Consider the following 21,094-nt stretch of genomic DNA (forward strand, 5'->3'; position numbering starts at 1 on the left):
CTGATGGTAGAGCTTGGACGCGGCGCCCTGGACAAGATGTCGGCGCGCCTGGAAAGCCCCGTGCAATACGCCTTCCGCCTCGGCGAGGCGGAGGTCCCGGTAAACCCGCTGATCGGCAAGACCCTGCGCCTGGAGTACCTGGGCGAAATCTTCTGCTGCCACTGCGGACGCAAGACCAAGAAGAGTTTCAGCCAGGGCTACTGCTACCCGTGCTTCACCAAGCTGGCGCAGTGCGACAGCTGCATCATGAGCCCGGAGAAGTGCCACTACGAAGACGGCTCATGCCGCGAGCCTGAGTGGGGCGAGCGCTTCTGCATGACCGACCACGTGGTCTACCTGGCCAACTCCTCGGGCGTGAAGGTGGGCATCACCCGCGCCAGCCAGGTGCCGACCCGCTGGATCGACCAGGGCGCGCGCCAGGCATTGCCGATCATGCGCGTGGCCACCCGCCAGCAGTCCGGCTTCGTCGAAGACCTGCTGCGCAGCCAGGTCGCCGACCGCACCAACTGGCGTGCCTTGCTCAAGGGCGAGGCCGAGCCGCTGGACCTGGTCGCCATCCGCGAGCAATTGTTCGACACCTGCGCCGAGGGCATTCTCGGTCTGCAGCAGCGCTTTGGCCTGCAGGCGCTCCAGCCGGTGCTTGACCTGGACCCCATCGAGATCAGCTACCCGGTGGTGGCCTACCCGGCCAAGATCACCAGCTTCGACCTGGAGAAGACGCCGGTGGTGGAGGGGACCCTGCAAGGTATAAAGGGCCAGTACCTGATCTTCGATACCGGCGTGATCAATGTACGCAAGTTCACCGCGTACCAACTGGCCATCAGCGCCTGAGAACCTGTTTACGATCTGCTGCGCGTCGGCGGTAGGGCTTTGAAAAGCGCCCTCAGATGCTCATTTACAGCGCGTAAACTCCGCTCTTCGGGTTCTTTTATTCGCTGGCGCTTACCCTTCGGGCCAGCCTTTGGCTGTTACTCCCGTTGGTCGTTTCGCCTACTACCGCTCTAGCTCGCGAGATCGTAAACAGGTTCTGATCGAACGCTCATTGAATTTCCGGCCCGGAGCCGCATCTAGGGATAGATGCGGTTCCGACTCGCCTGCTTCGCTCTATCTCGCTAGAGTCAGTACCCAGATTCCTCCGGCCGGCCTATCGGGCCTGCCGCCTGCCAAGGGGCCAAAAGCCATGCGTACCGAGCAACCGAAAGTCATCTACCTCAAGGATTATCAGGCGCCCGAGTACCTGATCGACGAGACCAACCTGACCTTCGAGCTGTACGAGGACCACACCCTGGTCCACGCCCAGCTGGTGATGCGCCGCAACCCGGAGCGTGGCGACGGCCTGCCGCCGCTGGTGCTCGACGGCCAGCAGCTGGAGCTGCTGTCGGTCGCGCTGGATGACCAGACCCTCGAAGCCGGCCAGTACCAGCTCGACGAGAACCACCTGACCCTGCAGCCGACGGCCAAGACCTTCACCGTCGACAGCACCGTGCGCATCCACCCGGAAAGCAACACCGCGCTGGAAGGCCTGTACAAGTCCGGCAAGATGTTCTGCACCCAGTGCGAGGCCGAAGGCTTCCGCAAGATCACCTACTACCTCGACCGTCCGGACGTGATGAGCAGCTTCACCACCACGCTGTCGGCCGAGCAGCACAAGTACCCGGTGCTCCTGTCCAACGGCAACCCGGTGGCCAGCGGTTCGGAAGAGGGCGGCCGCCACTGGGCGACCTGGCAGGACCCGTTCAAGAAGCCGGCCTACCTGTTCGCCTTGGTCGCCGGTGACCTCTGGTGCGTGGAAGACCAGTACACCACCCTGAGCGAGCGCGACGTGACGCTGCGCATCTACGTCGAGCCGGAGAACATCGACAAGGTCCAGCACGCCATGGACAGCCTGAAGAACTCGATGCGCTGGGACGAGAAGGTCTACGGCCGCGAGTACGACCTGGACATCTTCATGATCGTCGCGGTCAACGACTTCAACATGGGCGCCATGGAGAACAAGGGCCTCAACATCTTCAACTCCAGCTGCGTGCTGGCCAAGGCCGAGACCGCCACCGACGCCGCGCACCAGCGCGTCGAAGGCGTGGTCGCCCACGAATACTTCCACAACTGGTCGGGCAACCGCGTGACCTGCCGCGACTGGTTCCAGCTGTCGCTCAAGGAAGGCTTCACCGTGTTCCGCGACAGCGAGTTCTCCGCCGACATGAACTCGCGCACCGTCAAGCGCGTCGAGGACGTGGCCTTCCTGCGCACCAACCAGTTCGCCGAGGATGCCGGCCCCATGGCGCACCCGGTGCGGCCGGATTCCTTCATCGAGATTTCCAACTTCTACACCCTGACCGTCTACGAGAAGGGCTCGGAAGTGGTGCGCATGATCCACACCCTGCTGGGCGCCGAAGGCTTCCGCAAGGGCACCGACCTGTACTTCGAGCGCCATGACGGCCAGGCCGTGACCTGCGACGACTTCGTCAAGGCCATGGAAGACGCCAACGGCGTGGACCTCACCCAGTTCAAGCGCTGGTACAGCCAGTCCGGCACCCCGCGCCTGGCGGTGGAGGAGAGCTTCGACGCTGCTGCGCAGACCTACACCCTGACCTTCCGCCAGAGCTGCCCGGCCACGCCGGGACAGAGCGAGAAGCAGCCTTTCGTCATTCCGGTGCAGATGGGCCTGATCGACAAGCTGGGCAACGCCTTGTCGCTGCGCCTGCAGGGCGAAGAGCATGCTCACGGCAGCGACCGCGTGCTGACCGTGGACCAGGCCGAGCAGTCCTTCACCTTCGTCGGCCTGGCCGAGAAGCCGCTGCCGTCGCTGCTGCGTGGTTTCTCCGCGCCAGTGAAGCTGAGCTTCCCCTACGACCGCGACCAGCTGATGTTCCTCATGCAGCACGACGAGGATGGCTTCAACCGCTGGGAAGCTGGCCAGCAACTGTCCGTGCAGGTCCTGCAGGAACTGATCGGCCAGCACCAGCGCGGCGAGAAACTGGTGCTCGACCAGCGCCTGATCACCGCCTTCCGCACCCTGCTGCTGGATACCGGTCTCGACCAGGCGATGGTCGCCGAGATGCTCTCGCTGCCCAGTGAGGCATACCTCACCGAGATCAGCGAAGTGGCCGACGTCGACGCCATCCACGCCGCCCGCGAGTTCGCCCGCCAGCAGATCGGCGCGGCGCTGCACGAGCAGCTGTGGGAGCGCTACCAGGCCAACCGCAAGCAGTCCCGCGAGACCGCCTACGTGGCCGAGGCTTCCCACATCGCCCGCCGCAGCCTGCAGAACATCGCGCTGTCCTACCTCATGCAGAGCGGCAAGGCCGAGGTGCTCGCCGCCTGCCAGGAGCAGTACAAGGATTGTGACAACATGACCGAGCGCCTGACCGCGCTGGCCGTGCTGGTCAACTCTTCCTTCGAAAGCGAGAAGGCCGAGGCGCTGGCGATGTTCGCCGACTACTTCCAGGACGACCCGCTGGTGATGGACCAGTGGTTCAGCGTCCAGGCCGGCTGCACCCTGCCGGGCGGGTTGGAGCGCGTGCAGGCGCTGATGAATCATTCGGCCTTCACCCTGAAGAACCCGAACAAGATTCGTGCGCTGATCGGTGCCTTCGCCAACCAGAACGCGGTGAACTTCCACCGCGCGGACGGCGCGGGCTATCGCTTCCTCGCCGACCAGATCATCACCCTCAATGCGCTGAACCCGCAGATCGCGTCCCGCCTGCTCACTCCGCTGACCCGCTGGCGCAAGTACGCGCCCGAGCGGCAGGCGCTGATGCGTGCCGAACTGGAACGCATCCTGGCGTCCGGCGAGCTGTCCAGCGATGTCTTCGAGGTGGTCAGCAAGAGTCTCGCCTGATCTTCCCTCCGGCGCTCCGTCCGGGGCGCCGCCTGCCTCTCTGAAGGTGTTACCAGCATTGGCTGGTAACACCTTTTTGTTACTTATCGAAATTAAACGATGGTCGCCTTATCGCTGGGGTGAATTGGCGCCAGGGTGCCGCCCTGTCTGCGTCGGGCCTTCCAGGGGCGGATCGCGCCATTTCGAGAGGCCGATGGCGCAATCGGTCAGTGGGGTTGATCAGTGGATGATCAGTCACAAAAAGTAGCGGGCCATATCTTTAAATTTTGTAAGTAGATTCAGCGCGTTTACAGCAATTGGCATCGGCGTTGCACCGGCCGATCCCGCTTAGCCTTTGCCTGGCCATTGGGTCGGGGGGCGTGTCGAGCACCTTGGGGGAGTTTCCTTCAGATCGACGACAACAAGGCCGTGGAATAACGGCTGACGAGGCGAACCGCCCGCAGTGGCGGCGCCCTTACAGAATGATCAGTCCATGGAGTGAGTCCTAATGGAAATCCCGGTTCGCAAGAGCGTCTTGCGTTTCGCACCTGCTCGCGCGGGTTTTGCCCTGGCAGGTGTCCTGCCTCTGCTGATGTCGGTTCCGGCTGCCGCCGTCGAGTTCAGCTTCCTCGACAGCGAGGTGAGCGGCTCGCTGGATACCACGGTCTCCTACGGCACCCTGTGGCGTGTGCAGGGGCAGGACAAGAGCAACAACGACATCAACGGCAACGACGGCAACCGCAACTTCGATACCGGCCTGGTTTCCGAGGTGTACAAGATCACTTCCGACCTGGAAGCGACCTACAAGAACTACGGCATGTTCGTGCGTGGCTCGGCGTTCTATGACACCCAGATCATGGACAAGCGCAACGACTACTACGACCACAACCAGCCGCCGCAGCCGAGCCAGAGCTACCCCAACAACGACCACTTCACCAGCGAGACCCGCGATACCGCCGGCAGCCGTGCGGAAATCCTCGACGCCTATGTCTATGGCAACTGGGACGTGGCCGAGCATCCGGTCACCGGTCGCCTGGGCCGCCAGGTCTTCAACTGGGGCGAGGGCCTCTTCTACCGCGGTGGCGTCAACACCACCAACCCGGTGGATGCCGCCAAGTTCCGCCTGCCAGGCGCCGAGCTCAAGGAAGTGCTGATGCCAGTGGAGGCGGTGAGCTTCAACATCGGCCTGACCGACAACCTTTCGATGGACACCTTCTACCAGTGGAACTGGAAGGAAACCCGTCTCGACCCGGTCGGCACCTACTTCTCCGAAACCGACCTGTTCGCCGATGGCGGCAACACCGCCTACACCACTGTTGGTGCGCTGGCCAACCCGCTGTTCCAGAGCCTCTATCCGCAGCTCTCGGCGGCCCATGTCGGCGGCCTGCAGGGCACCCAGTACCTGGACTCCAACGGCGTGTTCAAGGTCGCCAACGTCGGCAAGGACATCAATGCCAAGAACGACGGCCAGTTCGGCGTGGCCTTCCACTACATTGCCGAAGAACTGAACTCCACCGAGTTCGGCTTCTACTTCGTCAACTACCACGCCAAGGAACCGACCATCTACGCCGACCTGAACCGCAGCTACGCCGGTCTGGACATGGACCAGCTGGCCGGCCTGGGCGGATTCTCCTCCTATGACCAACTGATGGCCGCCGCCGGCAGCGGCAACGCCATGGCCGGGCAGGTGCTGGGGCTGGTCAACGGTGCGGCGGCGGTGGACGTGGCCAACCAGGTCAACGCCCGTCGCGAGTACGTCGAGAACATCCGCATGTACGGCTTCAGCTTCAACACCACGGTGGGCGACGCTTCGGTGTTCGGTGAACTGGCCTACCGCCCGAACCTGCCGATCGGCATCGCCACCACCAACGACCTGCTCGGCGACCTGCTCGTCCAGGCGCCGCAGCTGGCCAGCGGGAAGACCGTGAACATCGGCGGCGGTGACGTGGCGATCACCGACCAGATCCACAACTACGAGCGTGTCGAGGCCTTCAACACCTCGCTGGGCACCATCTACAACTTCGGTCCGCAGCTGTCCTTCGACTCGCTGATGGGCGTGGCGGAGCTGGCTTCCGAGCACCTGCGCGGCAGCGACCTGCAGTACACCGCCTACGATGGCACCACCCGCTACTACTCCGGCCGCGGCAACGGCGCCTACGTCTCCGGCTACGACCGCGACGATCAGGTGAACAAGAACGCCTACGGCTACACCCTGTTGCTCTCGGGTACCTGGAACGACGTGTTCGCCGGCGTGAACGTCTCGCCGTACGCCGTCTACAAGGACGACTTCGAAGGCAACTCCTACCAGACCGGCAACTTCATCGAAGGCCGCAAGGCCTACACCCTGGGCGTCAAGGCTACCTACCTGAACGCCCTGGAAGCCGAGCTGCAATACACCGAGTTCTACGGAGCAGGGCAGAACAACGCCGGACGTGACCGCGACAACGTCGGTTTCAACGTCAAGTACTCCTTCTAACGACAAGCATACGCCGGGTGCCTGAAGCGCCCGGCGGGTGAACCTCACGGAGAAACACCATGCGCAACATGCGTACCCTGATCGGCGCGGCGGTGGCCCTTGCCCTGTCCGCCGGCAGTGCCCTGGCAGCGGTTTCCGCGCAGGACGCGGCCAAGCTGCAATCGTCCCTGACCCCGCTGGGCGCGGAAAAGGCCGGCAACGCCGCCGGCACCATCCCGGCCTGGACCGGTGGCATCACCCAGGCCCCGGCCGGCTACAAGCCGGGCCAGCACCACATTGATCCGTTCGCGTCGGACAAGCCGCTGTACACCATCACCAAGGCCAACCTGGACCAGTACAAGGCCAACCTGACCCCAGGCACCCTGGCGCTGTTCGCCACCTACCCGGACACCTTCCAGATGCCGGTGTACCCCAGCCGCCGCAGTGGCTCGGCGCCGCAGTGGGTGTATGACAACACCTTCAAGAACGCAACCAGCGCCAAGCTGGCCGAGGGCGGCAACGGCTTCGTCGATGCCTTCGGCGGCATTCCGTTCCCGATTCCGCAGAATGGCGTGGAAGCACTGTGGAACCACATTGCCCGCTACCGCGGCACCTTCGTCGTGCGCCGCGCCTCGGAAGTCGCGGTGCAGCGCAACGGCGACTACTCCCTGGTGACCTCGCAGCAGGAAGCTCTGTTCAAGTACTACGTGCAGGGCAAGAGCTTCGCCGACCTGAACAACCTGCTGTTCTACTACCTGTCCTTCACCAAGAGCCCGGCTCGCCTGGCCGGCGGCGCCGCGCTGGTGCACGAGACCCTCGACCAGGTGAAGGAGCCGCGCCAGGCCTGGGGCTACAACGCCGGCCAGCGCCGTGTGCGCCGTGCGCCGAACCTGGCCTACGACACCCCGATCGCCGCCGCCGACGGCCTGCGTACCGCCGACGACACCGACATGTTCAACGGCTCGCCGGACCGCTACGACTGGAAGCTGATCGGCAAGAAGGAAATGTACATCCCGTACAACAACTACAAGGTCTCCAGCCCGGACGTTAAGTACAAGGACCTGTTGACCCCGAGCCACCTCAATCCCAAGTACACCCGCTACGAGCTGCACCGCGTGTGGGTCGTCGAGGGCACCCTGAAGCCGGGCGCGCGCCACATCTATTCCAAGCGCGTGCTGTTCCTCGACGAGGACAGCTGGGGCGCCGCCGAGGTCGACCAGTACGATGGCCGTGGCGAGCTGTGGCGCGTGTCGCTGGCCTACCTGAAGAACTACTACGAACTGCCCACCACCTGGACCGCCCTGGATACCTTCCACGACCTGCAGGCCCGCCGCTACCACGTGCAGAACCTGGACAACGAAGAGCCGACCACCATCGACTTCGCCCAGGCCGTGCCGGACGACTCCTACTTCAGCCCGTCCGCACTGCGTCGCCGCGGCACTCGCTGAGTTCGTCCCGCGTCTGAAAGAGCCCGCCTTCTGGCGGGCTTTTTCTTGCCGGCCTCCGACCGGTGGCGGAGCCAAAGTGTTACCACACACCCCATTGAAAGCCTTCTGTGGCGCGCCTTACAGCGTTCATAGCCATGTGCAATCATCCTTTTGGGGGAGGTGTTCGCTGCTTAACAAAAGATAACGTGCCGTTAATTGTCAGCCCCGGAAAACGCTGGCTATATAGCGACCACACTCGATACCGCCTGCAATAAGAACAAAGAGGTAAAGGCATATGCGTGAGCCCCAGTGGCGCACTACGAGCGAGCAGTCCGTGTCGGAGACTCCGCGCTCCTTCCCGATGTCGCGCAAATCGATTTCCCTGCTCGGCGCACTTTCCTTGCTGATGCTGTCCGTCGCTCCCTTGCACGCCGTCGCGGCGACAGAGGCGGCCAGTGACTCCAGCTCCATCCCTTCGGCCAAGGCCGCCAGCAGTCTGCTGCTGGGCGTCACAGAGGCCGGTAAGCGCCTGGTGGCGGTAGGGGATCACGGGCATATCCTTTACTCCGACGATGCCGGCAAGAGCTGGACCCAGGCCAAGGTGCCGACCCGCCAGTTGCTGACCTCGGTGTTCTTCCTCAATGACAAGAAGGGCTGGGCCGTCGGCCACGACGCGCAGATCCTCGTCACCACCGATGGCGGCACTACCTGGACCCGCCAGTTCGAAGACCTCAAGCGCGAAGCGCCGCTGCTGGACATCTGGTTCCAGGACGACAACCACGGCATGGCCGTGGGCGCCTACGGCGCGCTGCTGGAAACCACCGACGGTGGCCAGCACTGGGAAGACGTCAGTGACCGCATGGACAACGAGGACCAGTACCACCTCAACTCCATCGCGGCGGTGAAGGATTCCGGCCTGCTGGTGGTCGGCGAGGCCGGCAGCATCTTCCGCTCCAAGGACTGGGGCCAGACCTGGGAGAAACTCGAAGGCCCGTACGAAGGTTCGCTGTTCGGCGCCATCGGCACCCGCCAGGCGGGCACCGCGCTGGTTTACGGTCTGCGCGGTCACCTGTTCCGCACCACCGATTTCGGCGACAGCTGGCAGCAGGTCAACCTGCCCACCGCCAACGGCGGTGAGCTGGAGTTCGGTCTTTCCGAAGGTTCGCTGCTGGCGGACGGCACCGTGGTGGTGGTCGGGCATGGCGGCAGCGTCCTGGAAAGCAAGGACGACGGCCAGAGCTTCAAGGTCTACAACCGTCCCGATCGCCTGTCCCTGGCGGGCGTGAGCGGCGCCGGCAACGGCAACCTGGTGCTGGTCGGCCAGGGCGGCATCCACTTGGCTTCGGCGACCGGCGCCGAGCTGACCGAACAGCAATGAGCCGGGGAGCCTCCATGAACGCTATCAGCAAGCATCAACAGGACAAGGCGACTTTCCTGGAACGCATCATCTTCACCCACCGGCCGTTCGTGATCATCGCCTGCCTGCTGGTGACCATTTTCCTGGGCTACCAGGCGACGCAGGTGCGTCCGTCCACCAGCTTCGAGAAGATGATTCCGCTGCAGCACCCGTTCATCCAGAACATGCTGGAGCACCGCAACGACCTGGCCAACCTCGGCAACACCGTGCGTATCTCGGTGGAAGCGGTGAACGGCGACATCTTCACCAAGGAGTACATGGAGACGCTGCAGAAGATCCATGACGAGGTCTTCTACATTCCAGGCGTCGACCGCTCCGGCATGAAGTCGCTGTGGAGCCCGAGCGTGCGCTGGACCGAGGTGACCGAGGAAGGCTTCGCCGGTGGCGAAGTGATCCCGCAGACCTACGACGGCTCGCCCAAGGCGCTGGAACTGCTGCGCAACAACGTGCTCAAGTCCGGCCAGATCGGCCGCCTGGTGGCCAACAACTTCAAGTCGAGCATCGTCGACGTGCCGCTGCTGGAGGTCTACCCGGACCCGAAGGACCAGGGCAAGCTGCTGAAGCTGGACTACCGCCAGTTCTCCCATGAGCTGGAAGAAAAGATCCGCGACAAGTACCAGCTGCAGAACCCGAACGTGAAAATCCACATCACCGGCTTCGCCAAGAAGGTCGGTGACCTGATCGACGGCCTGCTGCTGGTGGTCGGTTTCTTCGGCATCTGCTTCGTGATCACCCTGGTGCTGCTGCTGTGGTTCACCAAATGCGTGCGCTCGACCATCGCCGTACTCTCCACCACCCTGGTGGCGGTGATCTGGCAGCTCGGCCTGCTGCACTCCATCGGGTTCGGGCTGGACCCGTATTCGATGCTGGTGCCGTTCCTGATCTTCGCCATCGGTATTTCCCACGGCGTGCAGAAGATCAACGGTATCGCCCTGCAGTCCAGCGACGCGGAAACCCCGCTGTTGGCCGCTCGCCGTACCTTCCGCCAACTGTTCCTGCCGGGCATGATCGCCATCCTCGCGGACGCCGTCGGTTTCATCACCCTGCTGGTGATCGACATCGGCGTGATCCGTGAACTGGCCATCGGCGCCTCCGTCGGCGTGGCGGTGATCGTGTTCACCAACCTGATCCTGCTGCCGGTCGCCATCTCCTACATCGGCATCAGCAAGAAGGCGGTGCAGCGCAGCAAGGAAGACGCCGTACGCGACCATCCGTTCTGGCGCGCGCTGTCCAACTTCGCCAGTCCGAAAGTGGCGCCCATTTCCGTGGTCATCGCCCTGGCGATGTTCGCCGTCGGCATGTGGGAAGGCCATCACCTGAAGATCGGCGACCTCGACCAGGGCGCGCCGGAGCTGCGTCCGGACTCGCGCTACAACCTGGACAACGACTTCATCATCCGCAACTACTCGACCAGCTCCGACGTGCTGGTGGTGATGGTGGAGTCCGCCGCCGAAGGCTGCTCCACCCACAAGACCATGGCCGCCATCGACGAGCTCGCCTGGCGCCTGGAAAACACCGAGGGCGTGCAATCGGCCATTTCCCTGGTCACTGTCTCCAAGCAGATGATCAAGGGCATGAACGAGGGCAACCTGAAGTGGGAGTCGCTGTCGCGCAACCAGGACGTGCTGAACAATTCCATCAGCCGCGCCGAAGGCCTGTTCAACAGCAACTGCTCGCTGGCGCCCCTGCTGGTATTCCTCAACGATCACAAGGCCGAGACCCTCGACCGTGCGGTCGGCGTGGTCCAGGAGTTCGCCAAGGCCAACAATCAGGATGACCTGAAGTTCAAGCTCGCCGCCGGTAATGCCGGTATCGAGGCGGCCACCAACGAGGTGATCAAGCAGTCCGAACTGACCATCCTGATCCTGGTGTACATCTGCGTGGCGGTGATGTGCCTGATCACCTTCCGCTCCTTCGCCGCGACCCTGTGCATCGTGTTGCCGCTGATCCTCACCTCGGTGCTGGGCAACGCGCTGATGGCCATGCTCGGCATCGGCGTGAAAGTGGCGACCCTGCCGGTGATCGCACTGGGCGTGGGTATCGGCGTGGACTACGGCATCTACATCTACACCCGCCTGGAGTCCTTCCTGCGCCAGGGCCTGTCCTTGCAGGACGCCTACTACGAGACCCTGAAGTCCACCGGTAAAGCGGTGCTGTTCACCGGTCTGTGCCTGGCCATCGGCGTCGCCACCTGGATCTTCTCGGCGATCAAGTTCCAGGCCGACATGGGCCTGATGCTGACCTTCATGCTCCTGTGGAACATGTTCGGTGCCCTGTGGCTGCTGCCGGCGCTGGCACGCTTCCTGATCAACCCGGAGAAGGTGCGTCAGAAGAAGGCGTCGATCCTGGTTCACTGATCGACAGCCGAGCGACAAACGAAAACCGCGGCCCAAGGGCCGCGGTTTTTTTTGCTGTTCGTAGGAGCGAGCTTGCTCGCGAACAGCCTCGTCACGGGAATGGGTTCGCGAGCAAGCTCGCTCCTACAAGGGCTGTCACGGCAGGATCGCGAACACCCGTGCCGGGAAGCCGGTGCCCTTGGCGATCTTCGGGAAGCTCACCACCGCCAGCGCGCCGGCCTCGGGCACCTGGTCGAGGTTGGCGAGCAGTTCGATCTGGTAGTGGTTGGTGCCCAGGATGTAGGACTCCAGCGAATAGTCGTCCTTGCTGGTGGCGATGCCCGGATCGGTGTCGGTGGTCTCGTGGCCGGACGCGGTGATCTTGCGCGTCTCGTAGAGGTACACCAGCGCCTCCTTGCTCCAGCCCGGGTAATGCGCCACGCCCTTGGCATCCTGGTTCTGCATCTTCGCCTGGTCCGGCCAGCGCTGGGACCAGTCCGTGCGCAGCGCGGCGAAGGCGCCCTCGGGCACCGGGCCGTGCTTGGCTTCCCAGGCCTTCACGTCGGCCAGGGTCAGCACATAGTCGGGGTTCTTCGCTACCTGCTGGTGGATGTCGAACACCACCAGTGGCAGGAACTGTTCCTTCACCTCCAATTGATCGACGCTGCGCAGACCCTTGTGGAAGTGCACCGGCGGATCGACGTGGGTACCCCATTGGCCGACATGGCTGTAGAGCTCCACCTGGAAGCCGTCCTTGTCCACGGTATAGAGCGTCTTGCGGCCCATGGGCTCGAAGCCTTTCCAGTGCGGGGTGTCGTTGTCGAAGGCGTGGGTGAGGTCGACCCAGGTGTGTTGCTTGAGGCTGGCGTAGGTGTCCCACAGGCCGGGTTGGGCGGCATGGGCGGGTTGTTGAGCGAGAAGCGGCAGCAGGGCGGCGGAGCAGAGCAGGGCGGGTAGGCGGCGCATGTGTCTGATTCCTTGACGGGGATGGGTTGGCGCGCCTTATCTTTCTCCAGCGCCCGTCCCGCCTTCCAATTCCGAATTCTGCTTTTCTTATTCCGCCTTGTTATTCAAACGAACGAACCAGGAGTGCCCATGTCCTTCCAGCTCATCGAATACGCCGATGCCAGCCCCGAAGTCCGCGCCGTCTACGACGACATCATGGCGACCCGCAAGATCGACTGGGTGAACAACTTCTGGAAAGCCCTGGCCAACCACCCGCAGACCCTCAAGCGCACCTGGGAAAGCCTCAAGGAGGTGATGGGGCCGGGGCAGCTCGACCCGCTGGTGAAGGAGTTGATCTACGTCGCCGTCAGTGTCACCAACAACTGCAACTACTGCATCGGCTCCCACGGCGCCGCGGCGCGCAAGGCGGGGATGGACGATGCGATGCTCGGCGAGCTGCTGGCGGTGGTGGCCATGGCCAATGAGACCAACCGCCTTGCCATTGGCTACCAGGTGCCGCTGGACGATGTGTTCAAGGGGGCGGTGATGGAAACGGGTGGTCACTGAGTGAGGCTGTTCGCGAGCAAGCTCGCTCCTACAAGTGGGCGCCGGTGTTCCTCCTGTAGGAGCGAGGGGGACGCCTAGTTCTTGCTCGCGAACCCTGACCGAAGAAGGGCTCTCAGGGAGCCGTCGCCGACAGCCGCTGGATCGCCTTCACCGGCGTTCCGTCACTCCAGCGCCCCATGGACAATTGCGCCGCACCGCCGCCCAGTGCGTAGTCGCGGTCCTGGCCGTAGAAGGCGGCGTCGCATAACGCGTCGAACAGCTTCCAGGTGCCGTACCAGTCCATTGCATCGGTGGCCAGGGCGTTATGGGCGGAGGGCTGGCCCTGCTTGAGGCGCTGGCGCACCCGTTCCTGCACGCGGTTGAGCAACCAGCTGGATGAGTCGCTGGGCGGATAGCGCGGGTCGAAGCGAGGCGCGGTCGGGGCGGAGTGGTTGGCCAGCAGGGACGGGCTGCCGTGGCGGTCGCTGTGCAGGAGCAGCAGGTCCTTGTCCCGCGCGGCGACCTGGGCGCTTTCCTGGTAGACGCGTCGTGCGTCATCGCAGCCTACGACCTCATCCTCATTGCCGCAGACCGCCAGCAGCAAGGTGCCGGCGGGAATCTTCGAGAGCGGCTCCATTGGCACCTGACGCCAGCGCGAGCCGCTGCTCCTGCCCGGCTCCACGGCCATCAGCGCACTCGGTTTCGGCACACCCAGGCGCTGCCAGGAGGCGGCAAGCCCGCTGGCGATCAGGCCGCCGGCGGAGTGGCCGACGTAGGCCACATGCGCAAGCTCCGGTTTCATCCCGAGCTTGCCCGCCTGCAGGTCGCCGATGGCACGGCGCACCGAGTCGGCGGCATTGGGCAGGAAGTCCGCCGCCGGTGTCTTCAGGTTGGCCTGGTAGCGCGGATAGATGAGGATCGCGCCGCGCCGGACGATGTGTTCGATCCAGGCCCGGTACAGGTCCGGCTGCATCACGCTCCAGCCGTGGGTGAACACCACCAGCGGGGCGCTTTCCGGCTGTGGGCGGGCGGGGGTGAAGACCCAGTACTCGTTGCCATCGGCGTTGAAGTGCCATTGGCGCACATCGGCGTGGCTGTAGCCCGAGCCGCCGGGGCCCTGCAGCGGTTGCGTCGGCGGCAGGGCGGGGGCCGCGTGCAGGACGCGGGTCAGCAGCAGGCCGGTAACCAGTGCTGGGAGAAGTCTCGGAGTGCGAACGCGGGGCATTGCTGCGCCTCTTGGCGGGGCTTGCCAGCAAGCATAGCCCCGCCACTGCGTCAGCGCGGGTAGAGCGGCGGCAGGCTACCCGGCTCGGTCGTGGGCGCGGCTTCCGGATCGGCGCCCGGCAGGCCGCGGACGGCGCGCCAGAGGTCCTCGCCCTGCCAGTTGCGGCCGCCTTCGCTGTCGCTGTACAGCGCGCCGTTGAGGCTGTCCAGGGCATCGGACAGCGGCACGAAGCGCGCCGCCATGTCCGCCAGGGTTTCCGGTTGCTGGCGCGCCCAGGCATCCAGCGCCTGGCGGGTGGCATGTGGATCGTTGGCCTGGCAGGCGCGGCGCAGTTCGTCGAGCAGGGTACGGGCGCTGGGGCCGGCGACCGCGGCGCGAATCACCGCGGGCAGCCGGCGCGCACGCCACCACAGGCCGAAGCCCAGCAGCGTGGTGAAGGCGAGAATGGCGCAGGCCAACTGCCATGGCCACAGGCGCGCCTGGGGTTGCAGCAGGGCGTCCGTAGCGGGAGAGCTGGGCGTATCGGCCGGGTTTTCCAGTTGCGGGTTGGCGGCGACCTCCAGAGTACGCCCTGGCAGGCTGGTGCGCTCGACGCGATTGTCCCGGGTGTTCCACCAGACCACTTCGACAGGGGGCAATTGCACCTGGCCGGCATGGTCGGCGATCAGCGCCTCGCGTTCTTCGCGGCTGCCGATCACGCCCTGTTCGGTGCCCTGGTTGGCCAGCTGCGGCTGGTCGGGGTAATGGCGCAGCTCGGCCGGCAGCGTTTGCGGCAGCGGCGGCAGCTGGGCGCTGGAGAGTCCTTCCACGCGTAGCATGATGTTGCGGGTCAGTGCTTCGCCAGCGCGGGCCTGCTCCGGCTGCGGGCTCCAGGTTTCGCTCAGGCTCAGCGAGCGGGCCGGCAGCCAGGGGGCGTCCTTGGGATAGTCGGCGGGCTTGGGTTTGATCTGCAGCGGGATGGTCGGCGAGATCACCCGGATCTGCTTGCCCGGCGGCGGGCCGAAGGGGTTGTCGTCGGGGCTGCGCTGCTGGGCGGCCTGGGTGGCGTTGAAGGTCTGGCCAGGGATTTCCAGGGGGCCGCTCTTCTGCGGGAAGATCGCGTAGCGAATTTCGATGACCCCATGGCGCACGCCGTTGATTTCCTTCTCGTAGGTGCGCGCCTCGCCCAGTGGTTCAACGCGCGCATCGGCGATTTGCAGGGGCGTGAGGCTGCTGTCGTCGTACAGCGACACCGAGTGATAGATGCGCAAGGTCAGGATCACCTGCGCCTGCACATAGCTCTCCTCCTGGTCGACGCTGGCGTCGATGAACACCGGGGCGAGCTTCTGGCTGCTGGTGCTTTCCTCAGCCTTGAGCACGTGCAGGCTGATCGACTCGGTGGCGTTACCGCCCAGGCTGATCGGCGGAATCACCACGGTGCCTTCGTTACGCGGCTGCAGGGTGACGATCCAACGGGTGGTAGCCTGGGTCTTGCCGTTCAGGGTGGTGAGGCGGTTGACCTGGCGGGTACCGAGCACCACGAACTGCTCGTCCAGGGGCTTGAGGTCCGGCTTGCCGAACAGGGTCGGGTCGTCGGACTCCAGCGTCAGGTCGATGCTTTCACCTTCATTGAGGCGCGTGCGGTCGACGCTGGCGGTGAAGCTTGCCTCGGCGCGGACGGCGGCGAGGCAGAGCAGGGTCAGGCAGATCAGCCTTTTCATTGCGTGGGTTCCTGGCGCTGCTGCTGTTGCTGGTACCAGAACTTGCGGCGCAGCAGTTCGGATGGATCGTCGGGAATCTGGCGCAACCATTGTTCCAGGGCCTGGCGGCGCTCGTCAGTCAATGGACCGGTGATCGCCAGGTTGGTTTCGCCGTCTTCACCGTGGGTCGCCTGCGGCGTGTTGCTCTGGCTGTCCGCCGGCTTGTCGGCATCGCGCTGTTCCGGTGTCTGGGCCGACGGGGTGGGCTGCGAGTCCTGTTCCTCGGACTGCTCCTCCTTGGGCTTCGAATCCTTGGGCTGCACCGGCTGGGGTTCGCTGGACTCGCCCTGGGTCGGATTCTGCTGCTGGGATGATTGGCTTTCTTCCTCGCCGGAGGCTTTCTGGCGCTGGCGCAGCAGGTCTTCCAGCAGTGCCTTGTTGCGTTGTGCGGCGAGCAGGTCGGGGGCGCGCTCCAGGGCCTGGTCGTAGGCGTCGATCGCGGCTTCCAGTTCGTTCTGCCGGGCCAGGGCGTTGCCACGGTTGTAGTGGTCGGCGGCGCTGTCGCCCAGGGCGAAGGCCTGCGCGGCATCGGCGTAGTCGCCGGCTTCATAGAGGGCCAGGCCCCGCCAGCGGAAGTCCTCGAAGTGCTCGGCGGCGTCGGCTGGCTTTTGGGCATCGAGCAGGCGCTGGCCCTGCTGATCAGGGGTCAGCCAGAGGTCGGCCAGCTCGAAGGCGTTGGCGTTCTGCGGCGGCGACCACAGCAAGGGCAGGAGCAGCGGCAGGCTGAACAGCCAGCCCCGGCGACCGGCGCAGGCGGCGAGCAACAGCAGGGGCAGGAGCAGCCAGTAGCCCTGGTCGGCCCAGCGTTGCAGGCGCAGGAGGGCGTCTTCCTCGCTGACCTGCAGGCCCTGGGAGTTGTTCAGCAGGCCCAGGGCGCGCAGGTCGGCGTTGCCCGGGCGCAGGCGCTGGAAGCGCCCATCGAGGTCGCTGGCGAACTGGCGCAGGGCGTTCTCGTCCAGCCGTGGCACCAGAATGTTGCCTTGCTCGTCCTTGAGGAAGGTGCCGTCTTCCTGGGCGATCGGCGCGCCGCCGGCGGTGCCGATGGCGAGCAGCAGCAGGTCCTTGCCCTTGCCTTTGAGCGCCTTGCGGATGCCCTGGCGCTCCTGGGCATCCAGGGCGCTGGTGATCAGCAGGATATGGCCCTTGCCTTCGGCGCCATGGTGCAGCAGCTGGCGCGCCTGTTCGATGGCGAGGTCGGCGCGGCGGCCCGGTGCCGGCATGATCGACGGCTTGAGCGCGTCCAGCAGGTTGCGCGCGGTGCCCAGGTCGTTGGACAGGGGCACCAGGGTGTGTGCGCTGCCGGCATAGACGACGATGGCCGTCTGCGCATCGCTGCGTGCCCTAAGCAGGTCGAGCACCTTGCGCCGAGCCTGCTCCAGGCGGCTGGGCGGCAGGTCGGTGGCGAGCATCTCAGGGGTCAGTTCGAGGACCACCACCAGCGGATCGCTGCGCTCCATCGCCGGTTGTTCCAGGTACTGCCAGCTCGGGCCGAGCAGCGCGAGTACCGCCAGCAGCCAGGCCAGGCCGAGGAATATCCACGGGCGCCGTTCGTGACGGCCGTGACCGCCGGACAGCATCCAGGGGTGGAAGGCCGCCGGCAGCAGCAATTGCCAGCGGCCGGCGCGGCGCTGGCGGTGCCAGAGTTTCCACAGCAGCCAGCCGAGCAGCGGCAGCAGGAGCAGCGACCAGGGGCGCAGCAGGTGGGGCCAGAGCGCGCTCATGGCTGCCGCTCCCGGCGCAGTCGTGCCAGCCAGGCGGGGCGAGCCGGCCAGCGCCAGTCCTCCGGCGGCCAGAGTTCGCGGACCACCAGCGTCACACTGATCAACAGGGCCAGCAGCAACGGCCAACTGTAGAGGGCGAGGGCAGGGCGGGCCTGGGTGGGTTTCTGCTCCACCGGTTCCAGGGCGTCGAGGCTGTCAGAGATGCGTTGCAGCTCCTCACCGTTGCGGGCGCGGAAATACTCGCCGCCGGTGGTTTCGGCGATTGCCTTGAGCGTCGGTTCGTCCAGGTCCAGGCCGGGGTTCAGGCCGAACAGGCCTTTCACGCCGCCCTGCTGTGGATCGGCGCCGATGCCGATGGTGTAGATCTTCACCTGTTCCTCGGCGGCGAGGCGGGCTGCGGTCTGCGGATCGATCTCGCCGGCGGTGTTGGCGCCGTCGGTGATCAGCACCAGCACGCGGCTCTGTGCTGGGCGCTGACGCAGGCGTTTGACCGCCACACCGATGGCATCGCCCAGCGCGGTGTCCTTGCCGGCGATGCCGATCATCGCCTCGTCGAGCCAGACGCGCACGGTGTCGCGGTCGAAGGTCAGCGGCGCCTGCAGGTAGGCGCGGGTGCCGAAGAGGATCAGGCCGACGCGGTCGCCACGGCGTGCCTCGATGAAGCCGCCAAAGAGCTTCTTCACCAGTTCCAGGCGGCTGATCTCGTCGTCTTCCCAGCGCATGTCGGCGTAGTCCATGGAGCCGGAGACGTCCACGGCGAGCAACAGGTCGCGGCCGGTGGCGGGAATCGGCAGTGGATCGCCGACCCACTGTGGGCGCGCCGCCGCCATCAGCAGGCATAGCCAGAGCAGGGCGAAGGGCGCCTGCTGGCGCCAGGCCGGCAGGCGCGCGCGGGCGCGGCGGCCAGCGAGGCCTTCGAGTTCCTGGAGGAAGCTGACCTTGAGCGCGGCCTCGCCGCTGTCCGCGGGCGGCAGGATGAAGCGCATCACCCAGGGCAGGGGCGCGAGCAGGAAGACCCACGGCCAGGCGAACTCAAACATGCTTGCGCACCCAGGTTTCCACGGCGGCGGCGAGGCCGTTGATGGCCTTGTCGTCGAGCTGGCATTCGGCGCGGTAGCCGCCTTCGACCAGGATCATCCAGCGGGTCAGGCCGGCGGCGGGGCAGCGGTTGTCGAGGAAGGCCAGCCAGGCGCGGCCGCTCAGGGTATGGCTGTGGCTGTCCGGCCAGCGCGCCCGCGAGACGCGCTTGAGCAGGCCGTTGAGCGCCTGCAGCCAGGGGCCGGCGGGAGCACGGTCATAGGGGCGCGGCAGCCGCGCGAGTTCCTCCAGCGCCGCCTGGCGCAGGGGATCGAGCGGGGCCTCCGCGACTTCCTTCGGCTTGCGCCGTGGCTGCCAGTGCTGGCGCGTCAGCCAGAGCACCCACAGAGCTATCGGAATCAGGGCGGCAACTACCCACCAGCCGGGCGCGGGCGGCCACCAGGCGACCGGTGCGGGTGTGATCAGCGGTTCCAGCTGGTCCAGCGGGTTCATGGCGCGTACCCCGGCTGGTGCTGTTCCAGCAGATTGCGCAACTGCTCCACCAGTTCCTCCTGGGTGGACAGCGGCAGCAGCGGCACGCCCAGGCGCTGGGCCAGGCGCGTCCAGCGCTCGCAGCGGGCCTCACCCAGGGCGCGGTAGGCCAGGCGCTGTTCGTCGATATGGGTGTCCAACTCCAGTTGTGCCTGTCCTTCGGCGAACCTTAACAGCCCGGCCGCCGGCAGGGCGTGGTCGAGCGGATCGGACACCGGCAGCAGCACCAGGTCGGTGTGGCGCGCCAGCAGTGCCAGTTGCTGCTCAGCCAGGTCGCCCAGTGCGCGCTCGTCGCATACCACCAGGATCAGGCTGCCGGGGCGCAGCACTTCACGGGCGCGGCGCAGGGCCATGCTGAAGCCATCGCTGCCATGATTGACGCCAGTACCGGCGAGCAGTCCGTGGTTGGCGCGCACGACCAGGTTGAGCAACTGCAACAGGCTTTGCTTGCTGCGGCGGGGCTTGATCTCGTGGCATTCGCTGTCGGTGAACACCAGCCCGCCGATGCGATCGTTGTGCGCCAGCGCGGACCAGCCGATGAAGGCGGCTGCACGGGCAGCGAGCACCGATTTGAGGCACAGCCCCGAGCCGAAGAACAGCCGGGTGCTCTGCTCGACGAGGACGAACACCGGGCGCTCGCGCTCTTCGTGGAACAGCTTGGTGTGCGGCTCCTGGGTGCGCGCGGTGACGCGCCAGTCAATGGTGCGCACGTCGTCGCCGGCCTGGTAGACGCGCACCTGGTCGAAGTCCACGCCGCGCCCGCGCAGGCGCGAGTGGTGCAGGCCGATAAGCGGGCTGCGGCGCGACGGCGTGGAGAACAGCTGGGCTTCGCGCAGGCGATGGCGTATCTCGATCAGCTCGCCGAGCGAGACGGCCACGCCGGGCGCCAGGACGTTGTGCATGTCAGGCGACGGCGACCACGTCGAGGATGCGCTGGACCACGCGGTCCTGGTCGATCCCGGCGGCTTCGGCCTCGAAGGACAGGATCAGGCGGTGGCGCAGCACATCGAACAGCATCGCCTGGATGTCTTCGGGGCTGACGAAATCGCGGCCGGCCAGCCAGGCGTGGGCGCGCGCGCAACGGTCGAGGGCGATGGAGCCGCGCGGGCTGGCGCCGTAGGACAGCCATTCGGCCAGTTCGGCGTCGTACTTGGCCGGGTTGCGGGTGGCCATGATCAGTTGCACCAGGTACTCCTCCACCGCGTCGGCCATGTACAGGCCGAGGATTTCCTGGCGGGCGGCGAAGATGGATTCCTGGGTCACCTGGCGCTCGGGTCTGGTCTCGCCGTGCAGCGCTTCGCCGCGGGCCTGCTGGAGGATGCGGCGTTCCACGGAAGCCTCGGGGTAGCCGATCTTCACGTGCATCAGGAAGCGGTCGAGCTGGGCCTCGGGCAGCGGGTAGGTGCCCTCCTGCTCGATGGGGTTCTGCGTCGCCATCACCAGGAACAGCGGCGGCAGGTCGTAGGTGCTGCGGCCCACGCTGACCTGGCGCTCGGCCATGGCTTCGAGCAGTGCCGATTGCACCTTGGCCGGGGCGCGGTTTATTTCGTCGGCCAGCACCAGGTGGTGGAAGATCGGCCCCTGCTGGAAGACGAAGGTGCCGTTCTCCGGGCGATAGATCTCGGTGCCGGTGATGTCCGCCGGGAGCAGGTCGGGGGTGAACTGGATGCGGTGGAATTCGGCTTCCAGGCCTTCGGCCAGGTCCTTGATCGCCTTGGTCTTGGCCAGGCCCGGTGCACCTTCCACCAGAAGATGGCCGTCGGCGATCAGGGCAATGAGCAGACGCTCGATGAGCTTTTCCTGGCCTAGGATCTGGCTGGAGAGGTACTGGCGCAGCGCAAGCAGCGACTCACGATGTTCCATCGCGTGGGGTTCCTGGACGAGGGTGGGGCTTTGT

15 protein-coding genes are annotated in these 21,094 nt (G+C 65.6%); 7 read left to right on the forward strand and 8 right to left on the reverse strand.

Annotation, left to right across the window (positions count from 1 at the left end):
- Nucleotides 1-3 precede the first annotated feature (3 nt).
- From O6P39_RS08590 to O6P39_RS08615, 6 genes are all read left to right on the forward strand, one after another.
- Complete coding sequence (locus tag O6P39_RS08590) at nucleotides 4-831, forward strand: DUF2797 domain-containing protein (RefSeq protein WP_275610931.1); 828 nt, start codon at nucleotides 4-6, stop codon at nucleotides 829-831.
- 349 nt (nucleotides 832-1,180) lie between these two features.
- A complete protein-coding gene (gene pepN, locus O6P39_RS08595; RefSeq protein WP_275610932.1) occupies nucleotides 1,181-3,838 on the forward strand; it encodes an aminopeptidase N in 2,658 nt (885 codons plus the stop codon).
- Between the two features lie 487 nt (nucleotides 3,839-4,325).
- Nucleotides 4,326-6,293, forward strand: a complete 1,968-nt coding sequence (locus O6P39_RS08600; protein WP_275610933.1) for a DUF1302 domain-containing protein — start codon at nucleotides 4,326-4,328, stop codon at nucleotides 6,291-6,293.
- Nucleotides 6,294-6,352: 59 nt separating this feature from the next.
- Complete coding sequence (locus tag O6P39_RS08605; protein WP_275610934.1) at nucleotides 6,353-7,720, forward strand: DUF1329 domain-containing protein; 1,368 nt, start codon at nucleotides 6,353-6,355, stop codon at nucleotides 7,718-7,720.
- A gap of 274 nt (nucleotides 7,721-7,994) precedes the next feature.
- Nucleotides 7,995-9,077 (forward strand): YCF48-related protein, encoded by a 1,083-nt coding sequence (locus O6P39_RS08610; RefSeq protein ID WP_275610935.1) that lies wholly within the window; start codon nucleotides 7,995-7,997, stop codon nucleotides 9,075-9,077.
- 14 nt (nucleotides 9,078-9,091) lie between these two features.
- Complete coding sequence (locus O6P39_RS08615) at nucleotides 9,092-11,473, forward strand: RND family transporter (RefSeq protein WP_275610936.1); 2,382 nt, start codon at nucleotides 9,092-9,094, stop codon at nucleotides 11,471-11,473.
- A gap of 135 nt (nucleotides 11,474-11,608) precedes the next feature.
- Here the strand turns inward: O6P39_RS08615 and O6P39_RS08620 are convergent, their stop codons facing one another.
- Nucleotides 11,609-12,418 carry a cyclase family protein gene (locus tag O6P39_RS08620; protein WP_275610937.1) on the reverse strand — a complete coding sequence of 270 codons (810 nt, stop codon included), beginning with the start codon at nucleotides 12,416-12,418 and terminating at the stop codon, nucleotides 11,609-11,611.
- Between the two features lie 129 nt (nucleotides 12,419-12,547).
- On the opposite strand from O6P39_RS08620, the gene O6P39_RS08625 reads away from it, so the two are divergent.
- A complete protein-coding gene (locus O6P39_RS08625; RefSeq protein WP_275610938.1) occupies nucleotides 12,548-12,964 on the forward strand; it encodes a carboxymuconolactone decarboxylase family protein in 417 nt (138 codons plus the stop codon).
- Between the two features lie 112 nt (nucleotides 12,965-13,076).
- Here the strand turns inward: O6P39_RS08625 and O6P39_RS08630 are convergent, their stop codons facing one another.
- The 7 genes from O6P39_RS08630 to O6P39_RS08660 are packed head-to-tail and all read right to left on the reverse strand — an operon-like array spanning nucleotide 13,077 to nucleotide 21,060.
- Complete coding sequence (locus O6P39_RS08630) at nucleotides 13,077-14,168, reverse strand: alpha/beta hydrolase fold domain-containing protein (RefSeq protein ID WP_275610939.1); 1,092 nt, start codon at nucleotides 14,166-14,168, stop codon at nucleotides 13,077-13,079.
- 50 nt (nucleotides 14,169-14,218) lie between these two features.
- Nucleotides 14,219-15,868 carry a protein BatD gene (locus tag O6P39_RS08635; protein ID WP_275610940.1) on the reverse strand — a complete coding sequence of 550 codons (1,650 nt, stop codon included), beginning with the start codon at nucleotides 15,866-15,868 and terminating at the stop codon, nucleotides 14,219-14,221.
- Nucleotides 15,865-17,628 carry a VWA domain-containing protein gene (locus O6P39_RS08640; RefSeq protein WP_275610941.1) on the reverse strand — a complete coding sequence of 588 codons (1,764 nt, stop codon included), beginning with the start codon at nucleotides 17,626-17,628 and terminating at the stop codon, nucleotides 15,865-15,867. Before O6P39_RS08640 ends, O6P39_RS08635 begins: the two co-directional genes overlap by 4 nt.
- Nucleotides 17,625-18,668: a VWA domain-containing protein gene (locus O6P39_RS08645; protein ID WP_275610942.1), complete on the reverse strand. Its 1,044-nt coding sequence runs from the start codon at nucleotides 18,666-18,668 to the stop codon at nucleotides 17,625-17,627. Before O6P39_RS08645 ends, O6P39_RS08640 begins: the two co-directional genes overlap by 4 nt.
- Complete coding sequence (locus tag O6P39_RS08650) at nucleotides 18,661-19,158, reverse strand: DUF4381 domain-containing protein (RefSeq protein WP_275610943.1); 498 nt, start codon at nucleotides 19,156-19,158, stop codon at nucleotides 18,661-18,663. Before O6P39_RS08650 ends, O6P39_RS08645 begins: the two co-directional genes overlap by 8 nt.
- Nucleotides 19,155-20,099, reverse strand: coding sequence for a DUF58 domain-containing protein (locus tag O6P39_RS08655; protein ID WP_275610944.1), 945 nt, complete (start codon nucleotides 20,097-20,099; stop codon nucleotides 19,155-19,157). Before O6P39_RS08655 ends, O6P39_RS08650 begins: the two co-directional genes overlap by 4 nt.
- Nucleotide 20,100: 1 nt before the next feature.
- Nucleotides 20,101-21,060 (reverse strand): MoxR family ATPase, encoded by a 960-nt coding sequence (locus tag O6P39_RS08660; protein ID WP_275610945.1) that lies wholly within the window; start codon nucleotides 21,058-21,060, stop codon nucleotides 20,101-20,103.
- Between the last annotated feature and the right edge of the window lie 34 nt (nucleotides 21,061-21,094).

Origin of the sequence: Pseudomonas sp. PSE14 (assembly GCF_029203285.1) — a bacterium.
GTDB lineage: Bacteria > Pseudomonadota > Gammaproteobacteria > Pseudomonadales > Pseudomonadaceae > Pseudomonas.

Bases quoted from the DNA above. Each gene is read 5' to 3' on its own strand.
- O6P39_RS08605 (WP_275610934.1), top strand. From the start codon at position 6,353: ATGCGCAACATGCGTACCCTGATCGGCGCGGCGGTGGCCCTTGCCCTG.
- O6P39_RS08620 (WP_275610937.1), bottom strand. From the start codon at position 12,418: ATGCGCCGCCTACCCGCCCTGCTCTGCTCCGCCGCCCTGCTGCCGCTT.
- O6P39_RS08615 (WP_275610936.1), top strand. From the start codon at position 9,092: ATGAACGCTATCAGCAAGCATCAACAGGACAAGGCGACTTTCCTGGAA.
- O6P39_RS08655 (WP_275610944.1), bottom strand. From the start codon at position 20,099: ATGCACAACGTCCTGGCGCCCGGCGTGGCCGTCTCGCTCGGCGAGCTG.
- O6P39_RS08625 (WP_275610938.1), top strand. From the start codon at position 12,548: ATGTCCTTCCAGCTCATCGAATACGCCGATGCCAGCCCCGAAGTCCGC.
- O6P39_RS08645 (WP_275610942.1), bottom strand. From the start codon at position 18,668: ATGTTTGAGTTCGCCTGGCCGTGGGTCTTCCTGCTCGCGCCCCTGCCC.
- O6P39_RS08640 (WP_275610941.1), bottom strand. From the start codon at position 17,628: ATGAGCGCGCTCTGGCCCCACCTGCTGCGCCCCTGGTCGCTGCTCCTG.
- pepN (WP_275610932.1), top strand. From the start codon at position 1,181: ATGCGTACCGAGCAACCGAAAGTCATCTACCTCAAGGATTATCAGGCG.
- O6P39_RS08660 (WP_275610945.1), bottom strand. From the start codon at position 21,060: ATGGAACATCGTGAGTCGCTGCTTGCGCTGCGCCAGTACCTCTCCAGC.
- O6P39_RS08630 (WP_275610939.1), bottom strand. From the start codon at position 14,168: ATGCCCCGCGTTCGCACTCCGAGACTTCTCCCAGCACTGGTTACCGGC.
- O6P39_RS08650 (WP_275610943.1), bottom strand. From the start codon at position 19,158: ATGAACCCGCTGGACCAGCTGGAACCGCTGATCACACCCGCACCGGTC.
- O6P39_RS08590 (WP_275610931.1), top strand. From the start codon at position 4: ATGGTAGAGCTTGGACGCGGCGCCCTGGACAAGATGTCGGCGCGCCTG.
- O6P39_RS08600 (WP_275610933.1), top strand. From the start codon at position 4,326: ATGGAAATCCCGGTTCGCAAGAGCGTCTTGCGTTTCGCACCTGCTCGC.
- O6P39_RS08610 (WP_275610935.1), top strand. From the start codon at position 7,995: ATGCGTGAGCCCCAGTGGCGCACTACGAGCGAGCAGTCCGTGTCGGAG.
- O6P39_RS08635 (WP_275610940.1), bottom strand. From the start codon at position 15,868: ATGAAAAGGCTGATCTGCCTGACCCTGCTCTGCCTCGCCGCCGTCCGC.